Source organism: Streptomyces palmae, from assembly GCF_004684805.1.
Classification (GTDB): Bacteria; Actinomycetota; Actinomycetes; order Streptomycetales; family Streptomycetaceae; genus Streptomyces; species Streptomyces palmae.
Window position 1 is genome coordinate 1 of sequence record NZ_SRID01000194.1, and the last position, 12,646, is coordinate 12,646.

Genomic DNA, 12,646 nt, shown 5'->3' on the forward strand with positions numbered 1-12,646 from the left:
CTCCCCGTACCGCCCCTCCTCGCGCCGCTTCCCCGACCCGGTGCACCTGCGGGTGGAGGACGTGCCGGAGTACGCCGGACTGCGCGGCGCCGCCCGGGACCGGGCGCGTGCCCTACTGGAGGAGGCCGCCGCACTGCGCACCGGCGTCCTGGAGCGGGGCGCGCTGATCGACCGGGACCGGGTCTGGGCGCTCAAGCGCGAGGTGCTGGAGCTGGTGCGCGCGGTGCCGCCGAGCCCCGGCCGCCAGGCCGCCTACCGCGACTTCCTGGCGGAGTGCGGCCAACCCCTGGACGACCACGCCACCTGGTGCGCGCTGGCCGAGGTGTACGGCCCGAACTGGCACGCCTGGCCCCGCGAGCTGCGCGACCCGCGCTCGGCCCGTACCGCCCGGGTCCGCGGCGAACACCTGGACCGGGTGGACTTCCACCGCTGGCTCGCCTGGCTGACGGACGGCCAGCTGGCCGCCGCCCAGCGGGCCGCGCGGGACGCCGGGATGCCCATCGGCCTGGTCCACGACCTGGCGGTGGGCGTCCACCCGGCGGGCGCCGACACCTGGGCGCAGCAGGAGGTGTTCGCCGCCGGGATGTCCATCGGCGCGCCGCCGGACGCCTTCAACGCCCGCGGCCAGGACTGGGGGCTGCCGCCCTGGCGCCCCGACGCGCTGGCCGCCGCCGGCTACGCCCCCTACCGCGAGCTGCTGCGCGGCCTGCTGCGGCATGCCGGCGCGCTCCGGATCGACCATGTGATGGGCCTGTTCCGCCTGTGGTGGGTGCCGGAGGGCCGGGAGCCCGCCGAGGGCGCCTACGTCCGCTATGACGCGGAGGCGATGCTCGCCGTCCTCGCCCTGGAGGCCCACCGGGCCGGCGCCGTGGTGATAGGTGAGGACCTGGGCACCGTCGAACCCGGCGTCCGCGAGCGGCTGGCGGACCGGGGCGTGCTGGGGACCTCGGTGCTCTGGTTCGAGCGCGACTACGCGGCGACGGAGCGGGAGGCCCCTGAGCGCCCCGGGGCCCCGGAGGATCCCGAGGCCGCGGGGCAGGAGGATCCCGGGGCCTCCCCCCGGGCCTCGGAGGATCCCGGGGCCGAGGGCCAGGGCGAGGGGGCAGGGGGCGGCCCCCGGCGACGGGTGGCCCAGCCGCTGCCGCCGGAGCGCTGGCGGACCGGGTGCCTGGCCACCGCCACCACCCACGACCTGCCCAGCACCGCCGCCCGGCTCACCGGGGAACACGTCGTGCTGCGGCACCGGCTCGGCCTGCTGACCCGGCCGCTCGCCGAGGAGCGGGCCGAGGACGCGGTGGAGGTCGCCGAGTGGCTGGCGCTGCTCGGACGCACCGGGCTGCTCCCGGAGGGGCCGGGTGACGAGGAGGCGGCGATCAGGGCCGTCTACCGCTTCCTCCTCCGCACCCCCGCCCTGATGGTCGGCGTGTGGCTGCCGGACACGGTGGGCGACCGGCGGCCGCAGAACCTGCCGGGCACCTGGGACCAGTACCCCAACTGGCGCCTGCCGATCGCCGACGCCTCCGGCATGCCGATGTCGCTGGAGCGGCTGACCGCCTCGCCACGGCTGCACGCACTGATGGAGGAGCTCGCGAGGCCCTGAAACGCACCCCCGCGCGCGCGGGCGCAACCGGGGTTCGCTACGTTGGGAGGGTGAAGAAGAACGCCCTGCGCGCCGGCTCCGTGACCGCCGCAACGACGCTGATGCTGCTGATGTCGTCCAACGCGTTCGCGCTCGTCCGCGACGCCGGTGACGACCCGGGTCCGGGCCTGAGTGTCGCCGAGACGCTCGGCCTCTACGTGGCGCTGCCGATCGTCTCCTTCCTGGTGATCGCCGGCCTCGTCATGGTCACCGACCGGTCCCGCAAGCACAGCTGACCTCACCGCCGCGGGTGCCCTGGCGCCCGCGGCAGGCAAGGGTGCGGCCCACCCCGTCGAGGACGGGTGCCGCACCCTGATGCCTCCCACCCCGCTCCATGACCGACCCGTCCACTCGGTGGCACGGGCGGCCCGCCCATGGCTCAGCGTTTGACGAGTGCCGTGAGGTCGACCTCGAGCGGGGAGGGTTCGTGAAAGCGGACCGGGCCGCTGATCGGCGTGATCACCTGGCCGCTGTAGACCCCGCCCTCCAGCCGCCCGGCGTGCAGCCGTGGCGGCGGCGTCGCGCACCGCGGGCGCGGTCCGTCGCCGGTTTCCGGGTCAGGGGCCCGTGAGGCCCTCGCGGACCGCGATGTCGACCAGCCGACCGTCCTCGAGACGGCACTCGATCAGCCATTTCGCCGAGACCAGCGGCCAGCGGCCCCGCGCGGGGGCCGAGCAGCGGATGACGCCGCCCACCGGGTCCGAGCATTCCAGGCGCTGGGCGGTGGCGAAGCTCCGGATGGCCGATGCGTCGCTCCCCGGCGGGAGCTCCGCCAGGAGCCGGGCGCGCACCTCCTCGGCGGCCCTCAGCCGCTTCCACTCCACCCTGGCCATGAAGACCTCCGTCACAGGATCTGGCCCCACCCAGGGGCGATCATCACCGGCTTGTCCTCGGGCACTCCGGTCTTGTTGAGGATCGTACGGGCGACGGAGTTGCTGTTCGGTCCGGTCGGTTGGTACGGGATCGATGCGGCGTCGATCCGGCTCAGCTCCCTGATGAACGACGTGTCCTTGCCGCAGGCGGCCGGGCCCGACATGACGGTGGTCGACGGGGCCCCGGGCTCCCAGTCCACCGTGCCGGGCGTGTACGCGCCGTGGTCGCACTTGATGGAGCCGTATCCGCCCGGACCGCCCCGACCGCTCGGGCCACCGCGGAAGAAGTAGGGGCTCCCGGACGGGTCCTTGTAGATCACGAACAGGTGGTAGATCGGCAGCCCGGCCAGTCCCCGGATCTTGGTGGCCCGGACATCGATCTGGCAGGAGGGTCCCGCGGCCGGTCCGGCGCCGGCCTCCCGGCCGGTCTCGGCCTCGGGGGGTCGGCCCTCCACGCCCGCGATCGCCCCGGCGTCGCGGATGTCGCGGGCGTCGCGGTCCAGGGGCTCGCCTCCCGGCCCGTGTCCCGGCCCTCGTCCCGGGCGGCGGCGTCCCCGTCACGCTCCTCCTCCGAGGACGACGAGGACCACGAGCGCTGGACCGGGAGCGCCGGCTGCGCGAGGAGTCGGGCCACCGCGCGGTTGCCCGCCGCGCGCTGCAGGGCCAGCAGTCCGAGCGGTCCCGCCGGGGCCGGGGCGGGGTGGGGCCGCCGGGCCCTGTCCGGCACGTCCGTCTCGTGTTCGATGTCCGCGTATCTCATGGGGAGTCGCCCTCCTGCTGGCCCTCCCCCAATGAACCGCGCCGCCGCGGGGCCGGCGAGCGCTCCGGGGCAGCCGAGAGGGCAGCCGTTCGGGCAGGTACTCCGGTCGCCCGGCGGGCGGCGGCACGGCGGCTCACCGGCGCCACCCTCGCCGCGTCGGTCCGTCCGCACGGCCCCGTCGGGCCCGCCGCCCAGGGAGCCGTATTTCACCGCTTCCGCAACCATTTATATCTTCTTTAACCTACGGTGACGTAACCTACGGTCCCGTAAGTAGGCCCCGCTTCTACGTCCCCAGGAGCTCCCCCATGACCCTCGCCCCTTCCCAGCACAACGGCTCGGCCGTGTGGAGTGACACCAGGCTGCTGTACGCGCTCGAAGAGGCGGTGGAGACCGAGCTCAACCGGCACCTGAAGGTCGCCAAGGACTGGATGCCGCACGAGTACGTGCCCTGGAGCGACGGCCGCAACTTCGACGGGGTGCTGGGCGGCGAGGCATGGGCCGCCGAGCAGTCCAAGGTCACCGCCATCGGCCGGACCGCGCTGGTGGTGAACCTGCTGACCGAGGACAACCTGCCCAGCTACCACCACGAGATCGCCACCCTCTTCGGCCGGGACGGCGCCTGGGGCACCTGGGTGCACCGCTGGACCGCGGAGGAGGGCCGGCACAGCATCGTGATGCGCGACTACCTGCTCGCCAGCCGCGCGGTGGACCCGGTGGCGCTGGAGCGGTTCCGGATGGACCACATGGCCACCGGCTTCGAGTCCGACAACCGGCACAGCATGCTGCACTCGGTGGCCTATGTGGCCTTCCAGGAGCTGGCCACCCGGATATCCCACCGCAACACCGGCAACAACTCCGGTGACCCGGTGTGCGACCAGATGCTGGCCCGTATCGCCACCGACGAGAACCTGCACATGGTCTTCTACCGCAACCTGCTGGGCCGCGCCTTCGAGTTGGCGCCCGACCAGACGATGTGCGCGGTACGCGATGTGGTGGTCGGGTTCCGGATGCCCGGCCACGGCATCCCCGGCTTCGAGCGGGCCGCCGCCCAGATGGCCATCGGCGGCATCTACAACCTGCGCATCCACCACGACGACGTGCTCCAGCCGGTGCTGCGCTACCTGAAGGTGCTGGACATCTCCGGCCTGGGCCCCGAGGGCCTGCGCGCCCAGCAGGAGCTGGGCCTGTTCATGGACGACCTGGACGACCAGGCCCGCAAGTTCGACGAGCGCCGCGAGGCGCTGCTGGCCCGCCGGGCGCGGGTCGCTGCGCGGTAGCGCCTTCGCGGGGGCGCTGTCGGTCGGCTGAGGGTGCGTTGTGGCTGGTCGCGCAGTTCCCCGCACCCCCTGCGGGGCCCGGAGGGCTCTGGGGCCGAAGTGGTCCCAGAGCCCGTCACCGTGAGGTTTTGGGTCAGGCGGTGGCGGCTTCGTCGGCGGACTGGGCCTTGAGGGCCCGCTCGATGCCCGAGCGGGACTCGGAGACCAGGCGGCGCAGCGCCGCGTTGGGCTCGGCGGAGGCCAGCCAGGCGTCCGTGGCGTCCAGGGTGGCCTGCTCGACCTGGAGCGCCGGGTAGAGGCCCACCGCGATCTGCTGGGCGATCTCGTGGCTGCGCGCGTCCCAGACCTCCTTGACCACCGCGAAGAACTTCTCGGTGTACGGGGCCAGCAGCTCCCGCTGGTCGCTCTGGACGAAGCCCGCGATCACGGCCTCGTTGAGCGCGTTGGGCAGCTTGTCGGACTCGACGACCGAGGCCCAGGCCTCCGCCTTGGCCTCGGGGGTGGGCCGCGCCGCGCGGGCGGTGGCGGCGTGCCGCTCGCCCGCCGCCGTGCGGTCCCGGTCGAGTTCGGCCGCGATCTGCTCCTCGTCGTACCGGCCGACCGAGGCCATCCGCTCCACGAACGCCCAGCGCAGCTCGGCGTCGACCACCAGGCCCTCGATCGACTCGGTGCCCTCCAGCAGCCCCTGGAGCAGGTCGAGCTGCTGCGGGGTGCGGGCGGTGGCGGCGAAGGCGCGGGCCCAGGCCAGCTGGTGGTCGCTGCCCGGCTCGGCGGCCTGCAGGTGCGCCAGGGTGGCCTCGGTCCAGCGGGCCAGCCCGGCGTCCCGGCGGGCCGGGGCCGCGTACAGGTCCAGGGCCAGCTTGACCTGGCGGTGCAGCGACTGCACCACGCCGATGTCGGACTCCTTGGCGATCCCGGACAGCACCAGGTCCAGGTAGTCGCCGGTGGCCAGCTCGGCGTCGCGGGTCATGTCCCAGGCCGAGGCCCAGCACAGGGCGCGCGGCAGCGAGTCCGCGAAGTCGCCCAGGTGCGCGGTGACGGTCTTCAGCGACTCCTCGTCCAGCCGCACCTTGGCGTATGACAGGTCGTCGTCGTTGAGCAGGACGACCGCCGGGCGCTGCCGGCCGACCAGGGCCTCCACCGCGGTCAGCTCGCCGTCCACGTCCAGCTCGATGCGGTCGGTGCGGACCAGCTTGCCGTCGGCCAGGTCGTACAGGCCGATCGCGATCCGGTGCGGGCGCAGCACCGGCTCGCCCTGGGCTCCGGCGGGCAGCGCCGGGGCCTCCTGGCGCACCGCGAAGGCGGTGATGGTGCCGGTGGCGTCGGTCTCGATCTCCGGGCGGAGGACGTTGATGCCCGCGGTCTCCAGCCACTTCGCGGACCAGGTCTTGAGGTCCCGGCCGCTGGTCTCCTCCAGGGCGCCGAGCAGGTCGGTCAGCCGGGTGTTGCCGAAGGCGTGCCGCTTGAAGTAGGCCTGCACACCGGTGAAGAACGCGTCCATGCCGACGTACGCCACCAGCTGCTTCAGCACGCTGGCGCCCTTGGCGTAGGTGATGCCGTCGAAGTTGACCAGGACGTCGTCCAGGTCGCGGATCTCGGCCATGATCGGGTGGGTGGACGGCAGCTGGTCCTGCCGGTAGGCCCAGGTCTTCATGGAGTTGGCGAAGGTGGTCCAGGAGTGCGGCCACGCCGACTCCGGGTGGTACGCCTGGCAGGCGATGGAGGTGTAGGTGGCGAACGACTCGTTCAGCCACAGGTCGTTCCACCACTCCATGGTGACCAGGTCGCCGAACCACATGTGGGCCAGCTCGTGCAGGATGGTCTCGGCGCGCAGCTCGTACGAGGCGTCCGTCACCTTGGAGCGGAAGACGTACTGGTCGCGGATGGTCACCGCGCCCGCGTTCTCCATCGCCCCGGCGTTGAACTCGGGGACGAACAGCTGGTCGTACTTGGCGAACGGGTAGGCGTAGTCGAACTTCTCCTCGAACCACTCGAAGCCCTGCCGGGTCACCTCGAAGATGGCGTCCGCGTCCAGGAACTCCGCCAGCGACGGCCGGCAGTAGATGCCCAGCGGCACCGTGCGCCCGTCCTTCTCGTAGCTGCTGTGCACCGAGTGGTACGGGCCCACGATCAGCGCGGTGATGTAGCTGGAGATACGCGGGGTGGGCTCGAAGCTCCACGTGTTGTCCTGCGGCTCCGGGGTCGGCGAGTTGGAGATCACCGTCCAGCCCGCCGGGGCCTTCACGGTGAACTGGAACGTCGCCTTCAGGTCCGGCTGCTCGAAGGAGGCGAACACCCGCCGCGCGTCCGGCACCTCGAACTGGGTGTACAGGTACGCCTGCTGGTCCACCGGGTCCACGAACCGGTGCAGACCCTCACCGGTGTTGGTGTACGCGCAGTCCGCGACCACCGTCAGCTCATTGGTCCCGGCCAGCAGCCCCGGCAGGGCGATCCGGCTGTCCTGGAAGACCTCGGCCGCGTCCAGCGCGGTGCCGTTCAGCACCACCTCGTGCACCGTGGGGGCCACCAGGTCGATGAAGGTGTCCGCACCCGCCGTGGCGGAGTCGAAGCGGACCCGGGTCACCGACCGGTACGTACCGCCCTCCTGAGCCCCGGAGAGGTCGAGCTCGATCTCGTACGAGTCGACGGTGAGCAGCTCCGCACGCTGCCGCGCCTCATCGCGGGTGAGGTTCGTTCCAGGCACCTGGACATCTCCTTATGTCGTGTTTCCGGTCATCTTTCCACGCGGTACGCCTCGGCCGCGGCCCGGTTTTCCGGCGCCGGTTCGGTTCCGCCGGATACCGCCCCCGTACCACCCGGTTCGCGGCGGCAACCGGGCGGCGCCGGTATCAGTGGATCACCGGCGGGTGCGGAAGGACCGGCTCCGATGGACACTCGTCTCGCCGTACGCACCCGTCAGGGGGCGACCGGGGGACCGGAGATACCGGAGTACGGGAGGACGCAGCAGGTGGGCACCACGGACGCAGCAGCCGGCACCGGTACGGGCACTGGCACCGACATCGACACCGGCACCAGCACCGACATCGACACCGGCACCAGCACCGGGATCGGCACCGGCACCGGGGCCGGTACGGACGCCGATGTGCTGGTGGCCGGGGCCGGGATCGGCGGGCTCACCGCCGCGCTCAGCCTGCACGCCGCCGGCATCGGGGTACGGGTGGTCGAATCGGCCCTGCGCCTGCTCCCGCTCGGCGTCGGCATCAACCTGCTGCCGCACGCGGTCCGGGAGCTGACCGAGCTGGGCCTGGGCGAGGAGCTGGCGGCCATCGCCATTCCCACCGCCGAGCTGGCCCACTTCGACCGGCACGGCAACCTCATCTGGCGCGAGCCGCGCGGCCGCGCCCTCGGCTACCACTGGCCGCAGTACTCCCTCCACCGGGGCGAGCTGCAACAGCTGCTGCTGCGCGCGGTACGGGACCGACTGGGGCCGCGGGCGGTACGCACCGGCACCGCGGTCACCGGCTTCCAGCCGCTCCCCGGCGGCGCGGACCGCCCCTCGCCGGGGGTAAGGGTCGCCCTGCTGGACCGGCGGACCGGGGAGGAACGGACCGTACGGGCCCGGGCCCTGGTCGGTGCCGACGGTCTGCACTCCACGGTCCGCGCCGCCCTCCACCCCGACGAGGGCCCGCCGCTGTGGAACGGCATACGGATGTGGCGGGGTACCGCCGAATGGCACCCCTTCCTCGGCGGTCGGACGCTGGCCATCGCGGGCAGCAACACCGCCGCCAAACTGGTCGTCTACCCGATCTCCCGGGCGGCCGAGCGCCGAGGCCGGGCCCTGCTCAACTGGGTCGCCGAGGTCCGGGTGACGGAGGCCCCCGACGCGGGGCCGGCGGCGGGGGGTGCGGTGCGCCGTCCCGCTGGGGGAGGCCCCGGCGAGGGAGGCCCGGCCGACTGGAACCGCTCCGGCCGGCTGGCCGATGTGGCCCCGCACTATGCCGGCTGGCGCATCGGCGACCTGGACGTACCGGCGCTCCTCGGCGCCACCGAGCGGATCCTGGAGTACCCCATGGTGGACCGCGACCCGCTGGACCGCTGGGGCAGCGGCCCGGTCACCCTGCTCGGCGACGCCGCGCACCCGATGTACCCGGTCGGCTCCAACGGCGGCTCCCAGGCCGTACTGGACGCCCGGGTGCTGGCGGCGTGCCTGGCCGCCGGGGCGGACCGGGAGGCGGGCCTGCGCGACTACGAACAGGCCCGCCGGGAAGGGGTCAACGCGGTGGTCCTGGCCAACCGCCGGATGCCGGCCGACGTGCTGCTGCGCGCGGTGGCGGAGCGGGCGCCGGACGGGTTCCGGCAGGTGGAGGAGGTGCTCACGCCCGAGGAGCTGGCCTCCATAGACGCGGCGTACCGCGCGACCACCGGCACGGACGTGTCGGAACTCAACTCCCGCCCCTCCTGGAGCAGGCGGTAGGGCACCCCGCTCTCCGGACGGCAGGCCCGTCCATCCCTCAGGCGGCACCACTCCGTTCTCCGGACGGCAGGCGGCAGGCCCGCTCCGTCCTCGGGCGGCACCTACCCCGCCCCCCCCCGCATCGCGGAAACGCCACCGCGGAAAAGGCGGTGCGGTATCCGCCCGGCCTGGGCACACTGGCGCGCATGCTTGATGATCATTGGCCCCTGAGGGGTCTGACGGTGCGGACACCCCGCCTGGAACTGCGGCTCCCCGACGAGGAGGAGCTGGCGGAGGTGGCCGAGGTCGCCGCCCGGGGCGTACATCCGCCGGACGCCCGGCCGTTCCTGACCCCCTGGACCGATGGGACGCCCGCCCAGCGCGCCCGGCATGTGATGCAGCTGCACTGGACCCGGCTGGGCGCCTGGACACCCGAGAAGTGGGCACTGGACCTGGTGGTGTTCCACGAGGGGCGCCCGGTGGGCATCCAGGACATGCGCGCCCAGGACTTCGGCGTGCGGCGCGAGATCACCTCGGGCTCCTGGCTGGGCCTGGAGTTCCACGGCCTGGGGATCGGCACCGAGATGCGCCAGGCCATGCTCCACCTGGCCTTCGCGGACCTGGGAGCCGCCTACGCCGCCTCGCTGACCTTCCCGGACAACCTCTCCGCGCTCTCCGTCTCCCGCAAGCTCGGCTACCGCCCGGACGGCATCAGCCGCGACCTCCTGCACGGACGGGTCGTCGAATCCCAGCGGCTGCGGCTCTCCCGCGAGGACTGGGCCGACCAGGACCGCCCGCCCGTGACGGTGAGCGGGCTGGTCGGCTGCGAGGAGTTCTTCGGCATCAGCGCAGGCTGATCGCCTCGGTTCCGCGCCCGAGCCGATCAGTGCCGGCTGAGCGCCTCGGGTCTGTGCCCGATCCCCCGGGGACGGCCACCTCAGGGCATGTGCCCCGGCACGGCCGTCGTGTCGGCCGAGGGTGGCGCGGCGAGCCGGAGGCGGCCGTCGTGGACCTCGGCGACCCGGTCGGCGGCGGTCAGATGGGCGCGGTCGTGGGTGACCAGGACGGTGGCGGTGCCCCGCTGGCGGGTGAGGCGGGTGAGCAGGTCGATGACGGCGGCGCCGCGCTCCCGGTCCAGGGCGCTGGTGGGCTCGTCGACCAGGAGGACGGTGGGGTCGTTCATCAGGGCGCGGGCGATGTTGACGCGCTGGCGCTGGCCACCGGAGAGCTGGTGGGGGCGGCGGCCCGCCTGGTCGGCGAGACCGACCGCGTCCAGGAGTTCCAGGGCACGGGGGCGCGCCTTGGCCGGTGAGCGGCCGTCGATCCGGGCCATGACCTGGAGCTGCTCGGCGGCGGTCAGCGAGGGCAGCAGATTGGGCTGCTGGAAGACGACGCCGATGGTGCGGCGGCGCAGCTCGGTGAGCCGGCGGCGGCTCAGCCCGGTGGTGGGGGTGCCGTCGATGGTGACGGTGCCCGCGTCCGGGGTGATCAGGGTGGCGGCGACGGCCAGCAGGCTGGACTTGCCGGAGCCGGACGGGCCGACCACGGCGGTCAGGCTGCCTCGCGGCACCTCCAGCGTGACCCGGTCGAGGGCGGTCAGCCGGGAGTCGCCGTCGGGATAGGTGAGGGTGATGTCGACCAGGCTCAGGCTCATCGGGCGCTCCCCAGGGCGGCCAGCGGGTCCACGGCGGTGATGCGGCGGATGGACAGGGCGGCTCCCAGCGCACCGAGCAGGATCATCACGGCGGCCGGGATCAGGACCGTCGCCGGAGTGAGACGGAACGGCACGTCCGAGCCCGAGATCAGGGCCCCCGCCCCGGCGGCGATCCCGGTGCCGATCAGGGTGCCGCCGGCCAGCAGTACGACGGCCTGGCCGAGGGCGTCCCCGAGCAGGCCGGCGGTGGAGGCGCCCAGGGCCTTGAGGACGGCGATGTCACCGCTGCGCTGGATGGTCCACACGGTGAAGAAGGCCCCGATGACCAGCGCGGAGATGGCGAACAGAAAGCCGCGCATCAGCTGGAGGGAGCCGTTCTCGGAGCTGTAGGAGCCGATCGCGGACAGCGAGTCGTCGCGGGAGACCGTCCTGGTGCCGGCCACCCGGTCCACGGCGGCCACATCGGCCCCGGCGGCGGTGTTCACGGCGATCACGGTGGCGTGGGGGGCGTCGCCGGTGCCGGTGGGCGGCGCGGTCTTCTGCCAGGTGCCCAGCGCGATCCAGACGACCGGGGTGTGGCTGAAGAAGGCGTCGCCCCGCACCGCGGCCACCGTCAGCCGCTGCCCGGCCAGGGTGAAGGAGTCGCCGGCGGTCAGGCCGAGGTCGTCGGCGGCCGGGGTGGACAGCACCGCCGACCGGCTGTCGATCCGCCCGCTGTCGGGGGCCAGGCGGGAGCCGGGCTCGACCCCGAAGGCGCTGACCCCGGTGCTCTTGACCCCGGCGGTGGCCTTGGTGAGGGTGATCCCCAGCGGTTCGGCGCTCTCCACGCCCGGGGCCGTGGACCATCGCTGCCACTGGCGCCGGGTGACGGTGGAGTCGGAGTACGACAGGTCCTGCCCGCCGCCCGGAGCCTGGAAGGCGATCCGGTCCGCGGGCAGCGAGGTGATCGCGGAGATGTTCCGGTGCTCCAGCCCGGCGGTCAGCCCGGACAGCAGCCCGACCAACAGGGTGATCAGCACGATGACGGTCCCCATCAGGGCGAAGCGCCCCTTGGCGAACCTCAGGTCTCTCCAGGCGACGAACACGGCCCGCCTTCCCCTTTTTCCGGTTCCCGGTTTCCGCTGTCGGAAGCGGTACGGCTGCCACCCTCCCCGAAGGCACCCTGTCGGGACATCTGGCGGAGGACGGCACTTCCCGGGTCGAAAGAGAGCACACGGCTTGTAACTTTCGATGGAGGCTCCCCGCGGTCCGCTTCCGTATGGTGGAAGGACCGTGAAGAACGCCGCCGCCCCCGCTCCGACCCCGACCACCCGGGCCCTGACCTGGAGCCTCCACCTGCTGATCATCGGCTTGCTGGCACTGGCCGGCGGCCGGGCCGTGGCCGACGACCGACCCCACACCGGGATGGTCGTGGCCGCGGCGGCGGCCTGCGGCCTGGTGTACGCGGCCGGGCCGCTGCTGCCCCGCGTCGGCCGCTCCCGGCGCGCCGCCGCCTGCTGGCTGGCCGCCGTGGGCGCCGTATGGCTGGTGCTGCTGGCCCTGTCCCCGGACGGTGCGTGGGTCGCCTTCCCGCTGTACTTCCTCCAGCTCCATCTGCTGCCCCGGCGCGCCGCGCTGCCCGCCGTGGCCGCCACCGCCGCCGCGGCCGTCGCCGGCTTCGCGGCCCACCAGCACTCCTTCGGCCTGGCCATGGCGATCGGCCCCGCGCTCGGCGCCGCCGTCGCCATCGCGGTGGTCTGGGGGTACCAGGCCCTGTACCGGGAGAGCGAACAGCGCAGGCGGCTGATCGAGGAGCTCACCGCCACCCGCGCCGATCTCGCCCAGGCCCAGCACACCGCCGGGGTACTCGCCGAACGCGAACGCCTGGCCCACGAGATCCATGACACCCTCGCCCAGGGCCTCTCCAGCATCCAGCTGCTGCTGCGCGCCGTCGAACGGGCCCTGCCCGACCGGCCCGACACCGCGGCCCGGCACGCGGAGGCGGCCCGCCAGGCCGCGGTGGACAACCTGGCCGAGGCCCGCCGCTTCGT

At 73.6% G+C, this 12,646-nt stretch carries 11 protein-coding genes; 6 read left to right on the plus strand and 5 right to left on the minus strand.

Annotation, left to right across the window (positions count from 1 at the left end; all coding sequences use genetic code 11):
- Together malQ and E4099_RS19660 are read left to right on the plus strand one after the other, a co-directional pair.
- On the plus strand, positions 1-1,600 hold a 1,600-nt coding region (gene malQ, locus E4099_RS33675), incomplete at its 5' end, for a 4-alpha-glucanotransferase (RefSeq protein ID WP_209446664.1).
- A gap of 50 nt (positions 1,601-1,650) precedes the next feature.
- On the plus strand, positions 1,651-1,875 hold the full coding sequence (locus tag E4099_RS19660) for a hypothetical protein (protein WP_135340402.1): 225 nt from the start codon (positions 1,651-1,653) through the stop codon (positions 1,873-1,875).
- A 321-nt stretch (positions 1,876-2,196) separates the two neighbouring features.
- Here E4099_RS19660 and E4099_RS19665 read toward each other — a convergent pair whose 3' ends face one another.
- Together E4099_RS19665 and E4099_RS19670 are read right to left on the minus strand one after the other, a co-directional pair.
- Positions 2,197-2,472, minus strand: coding sequence for a hypothetical protein (locus E4099_RS19665; RefSeq protein WP_135340403.1), 276 nt, complete (start codon positions 2,470-2,472; stop codon positions 2,197-2,199).
- Between the two features lie 11 nt (positions 2,473-2,483).
- Positions 2,484-2,966: a hypothetical protein gene (locus E4099_RS19670; RefSeq protein ID WP_135340404.1), complete on the minus strand. Its 483-nt coding sequence runs from the start codon at positions 2,964-2,966 to the stop codon at positions 2,484-2,486.
- A 610-nt stretch (positions 2,967-3,576) separates the two neighbouring features.
- Here E4099_RS19670 and E4099_RS19675 point away from each other — a divergent pair.
- Positions 3,577-4,548 (plus strand): acyl-ACP desaturase, encoded by a 972-nt coding sequence (locus tag E4099_RS19675; RefSeq protein WP_135340405.1) that lies wholly within the window; start codon positions 3,577-3,579, stop codon positions 4,546-4,548.
- Between the two features lie 133 nt (positions 4,549-4,681).
- Here E4099_RS19675 and pepN read toward each other — a convergent pair whose 3' ends face one another.
- On the minus strand, positions 4,682-7,252 hold the full coding sequence (pepN, locus tag E4099_RS19680; RefSeq protein WP_135340406.1) for an aminopeptidase N: 2,571 nt from the start codon (positions 7,250-7,252) through the stop codon (positions 4,682-4,684).
- A gap of 183 nt (positions 7,253-7,435) precedes the next feature.
- On the opposite strand from pepN, the gene E4099_RS19685 reads away from it, so the two are divergent.
- Together E4099_RS19685 and E4099_RS19690 are read left to right on the plus strand one after the other, a co-directional pair.
- Positions 7,436-8,983 carry a flavin-dependent oxidoreductase gene (locus E4099_RS19685; protein WP_135340407.1) on the plus strand — a complete coding sequence of 516 codons (1,548 nt, stop codon included), beginning with the start codon at positions 7,436-7,438 and terminating at the stop codon, positions 8,981-8,983.
- 185 nt (positions 8,984-9,168) lie between these two features.
- Positions 9,169-9,819: a GNAT family N-acetyltransferase gene (locus tag E4099_RS19690; protein ID WP_135340408.1), complete on the plus strand. Its 651-nt coding sequence runs from the start codon at positions 9,169-9,171 to the stop codon at positions 9,817-9,819.
- 80 nt (positions 9,820-9,899) lie between these two features.
- Here the strand turns inward: E4099_RS19690 and E4099_RS19695 are convergent, their stop codons facing one another.
- Both E4099_RS19695 and E4099_RS19700 read right to left on the minus strand, forming a co-directional pair.
- On the minus strand, positions 9,900-10,616 hold the full coding sequence (locus E4099_RS19695) for an ABC transporter ATP-binding protein (RefSeq protein ID WP_135340409.1): 717 nt from the start codon (positions 10,614-10,616) through the stop codon (positions 9,900-9,902).
- Positions 10,613-11,701 (minus strand): ABC transporter permease, encoded by a 1,089-nt coding sequence (locus E4099_RS19700; protein ID WP_135340410.1) that lies wholly within the window; start codon positions 11,699-11,701, stop codon positions 10,613-10,615. The genes E4099_RS19695 and E4099_RS19700 overlap by 4 nt, the downstream gene beginning before the upstream one ends.
- Positions 11,702-11,846: 145 nt before the next feature.
- Here E4099_RS19700 and E4099_RS19705 point away from each other — a divergent pair.
- Positions 11,847-12,646: histidine kinase (locus tag E4099_RS19705; RefSeq protein ID WP_425348261.1), on the plus strand; the 800-nt coding region annotated here is incomplete at its 3' end.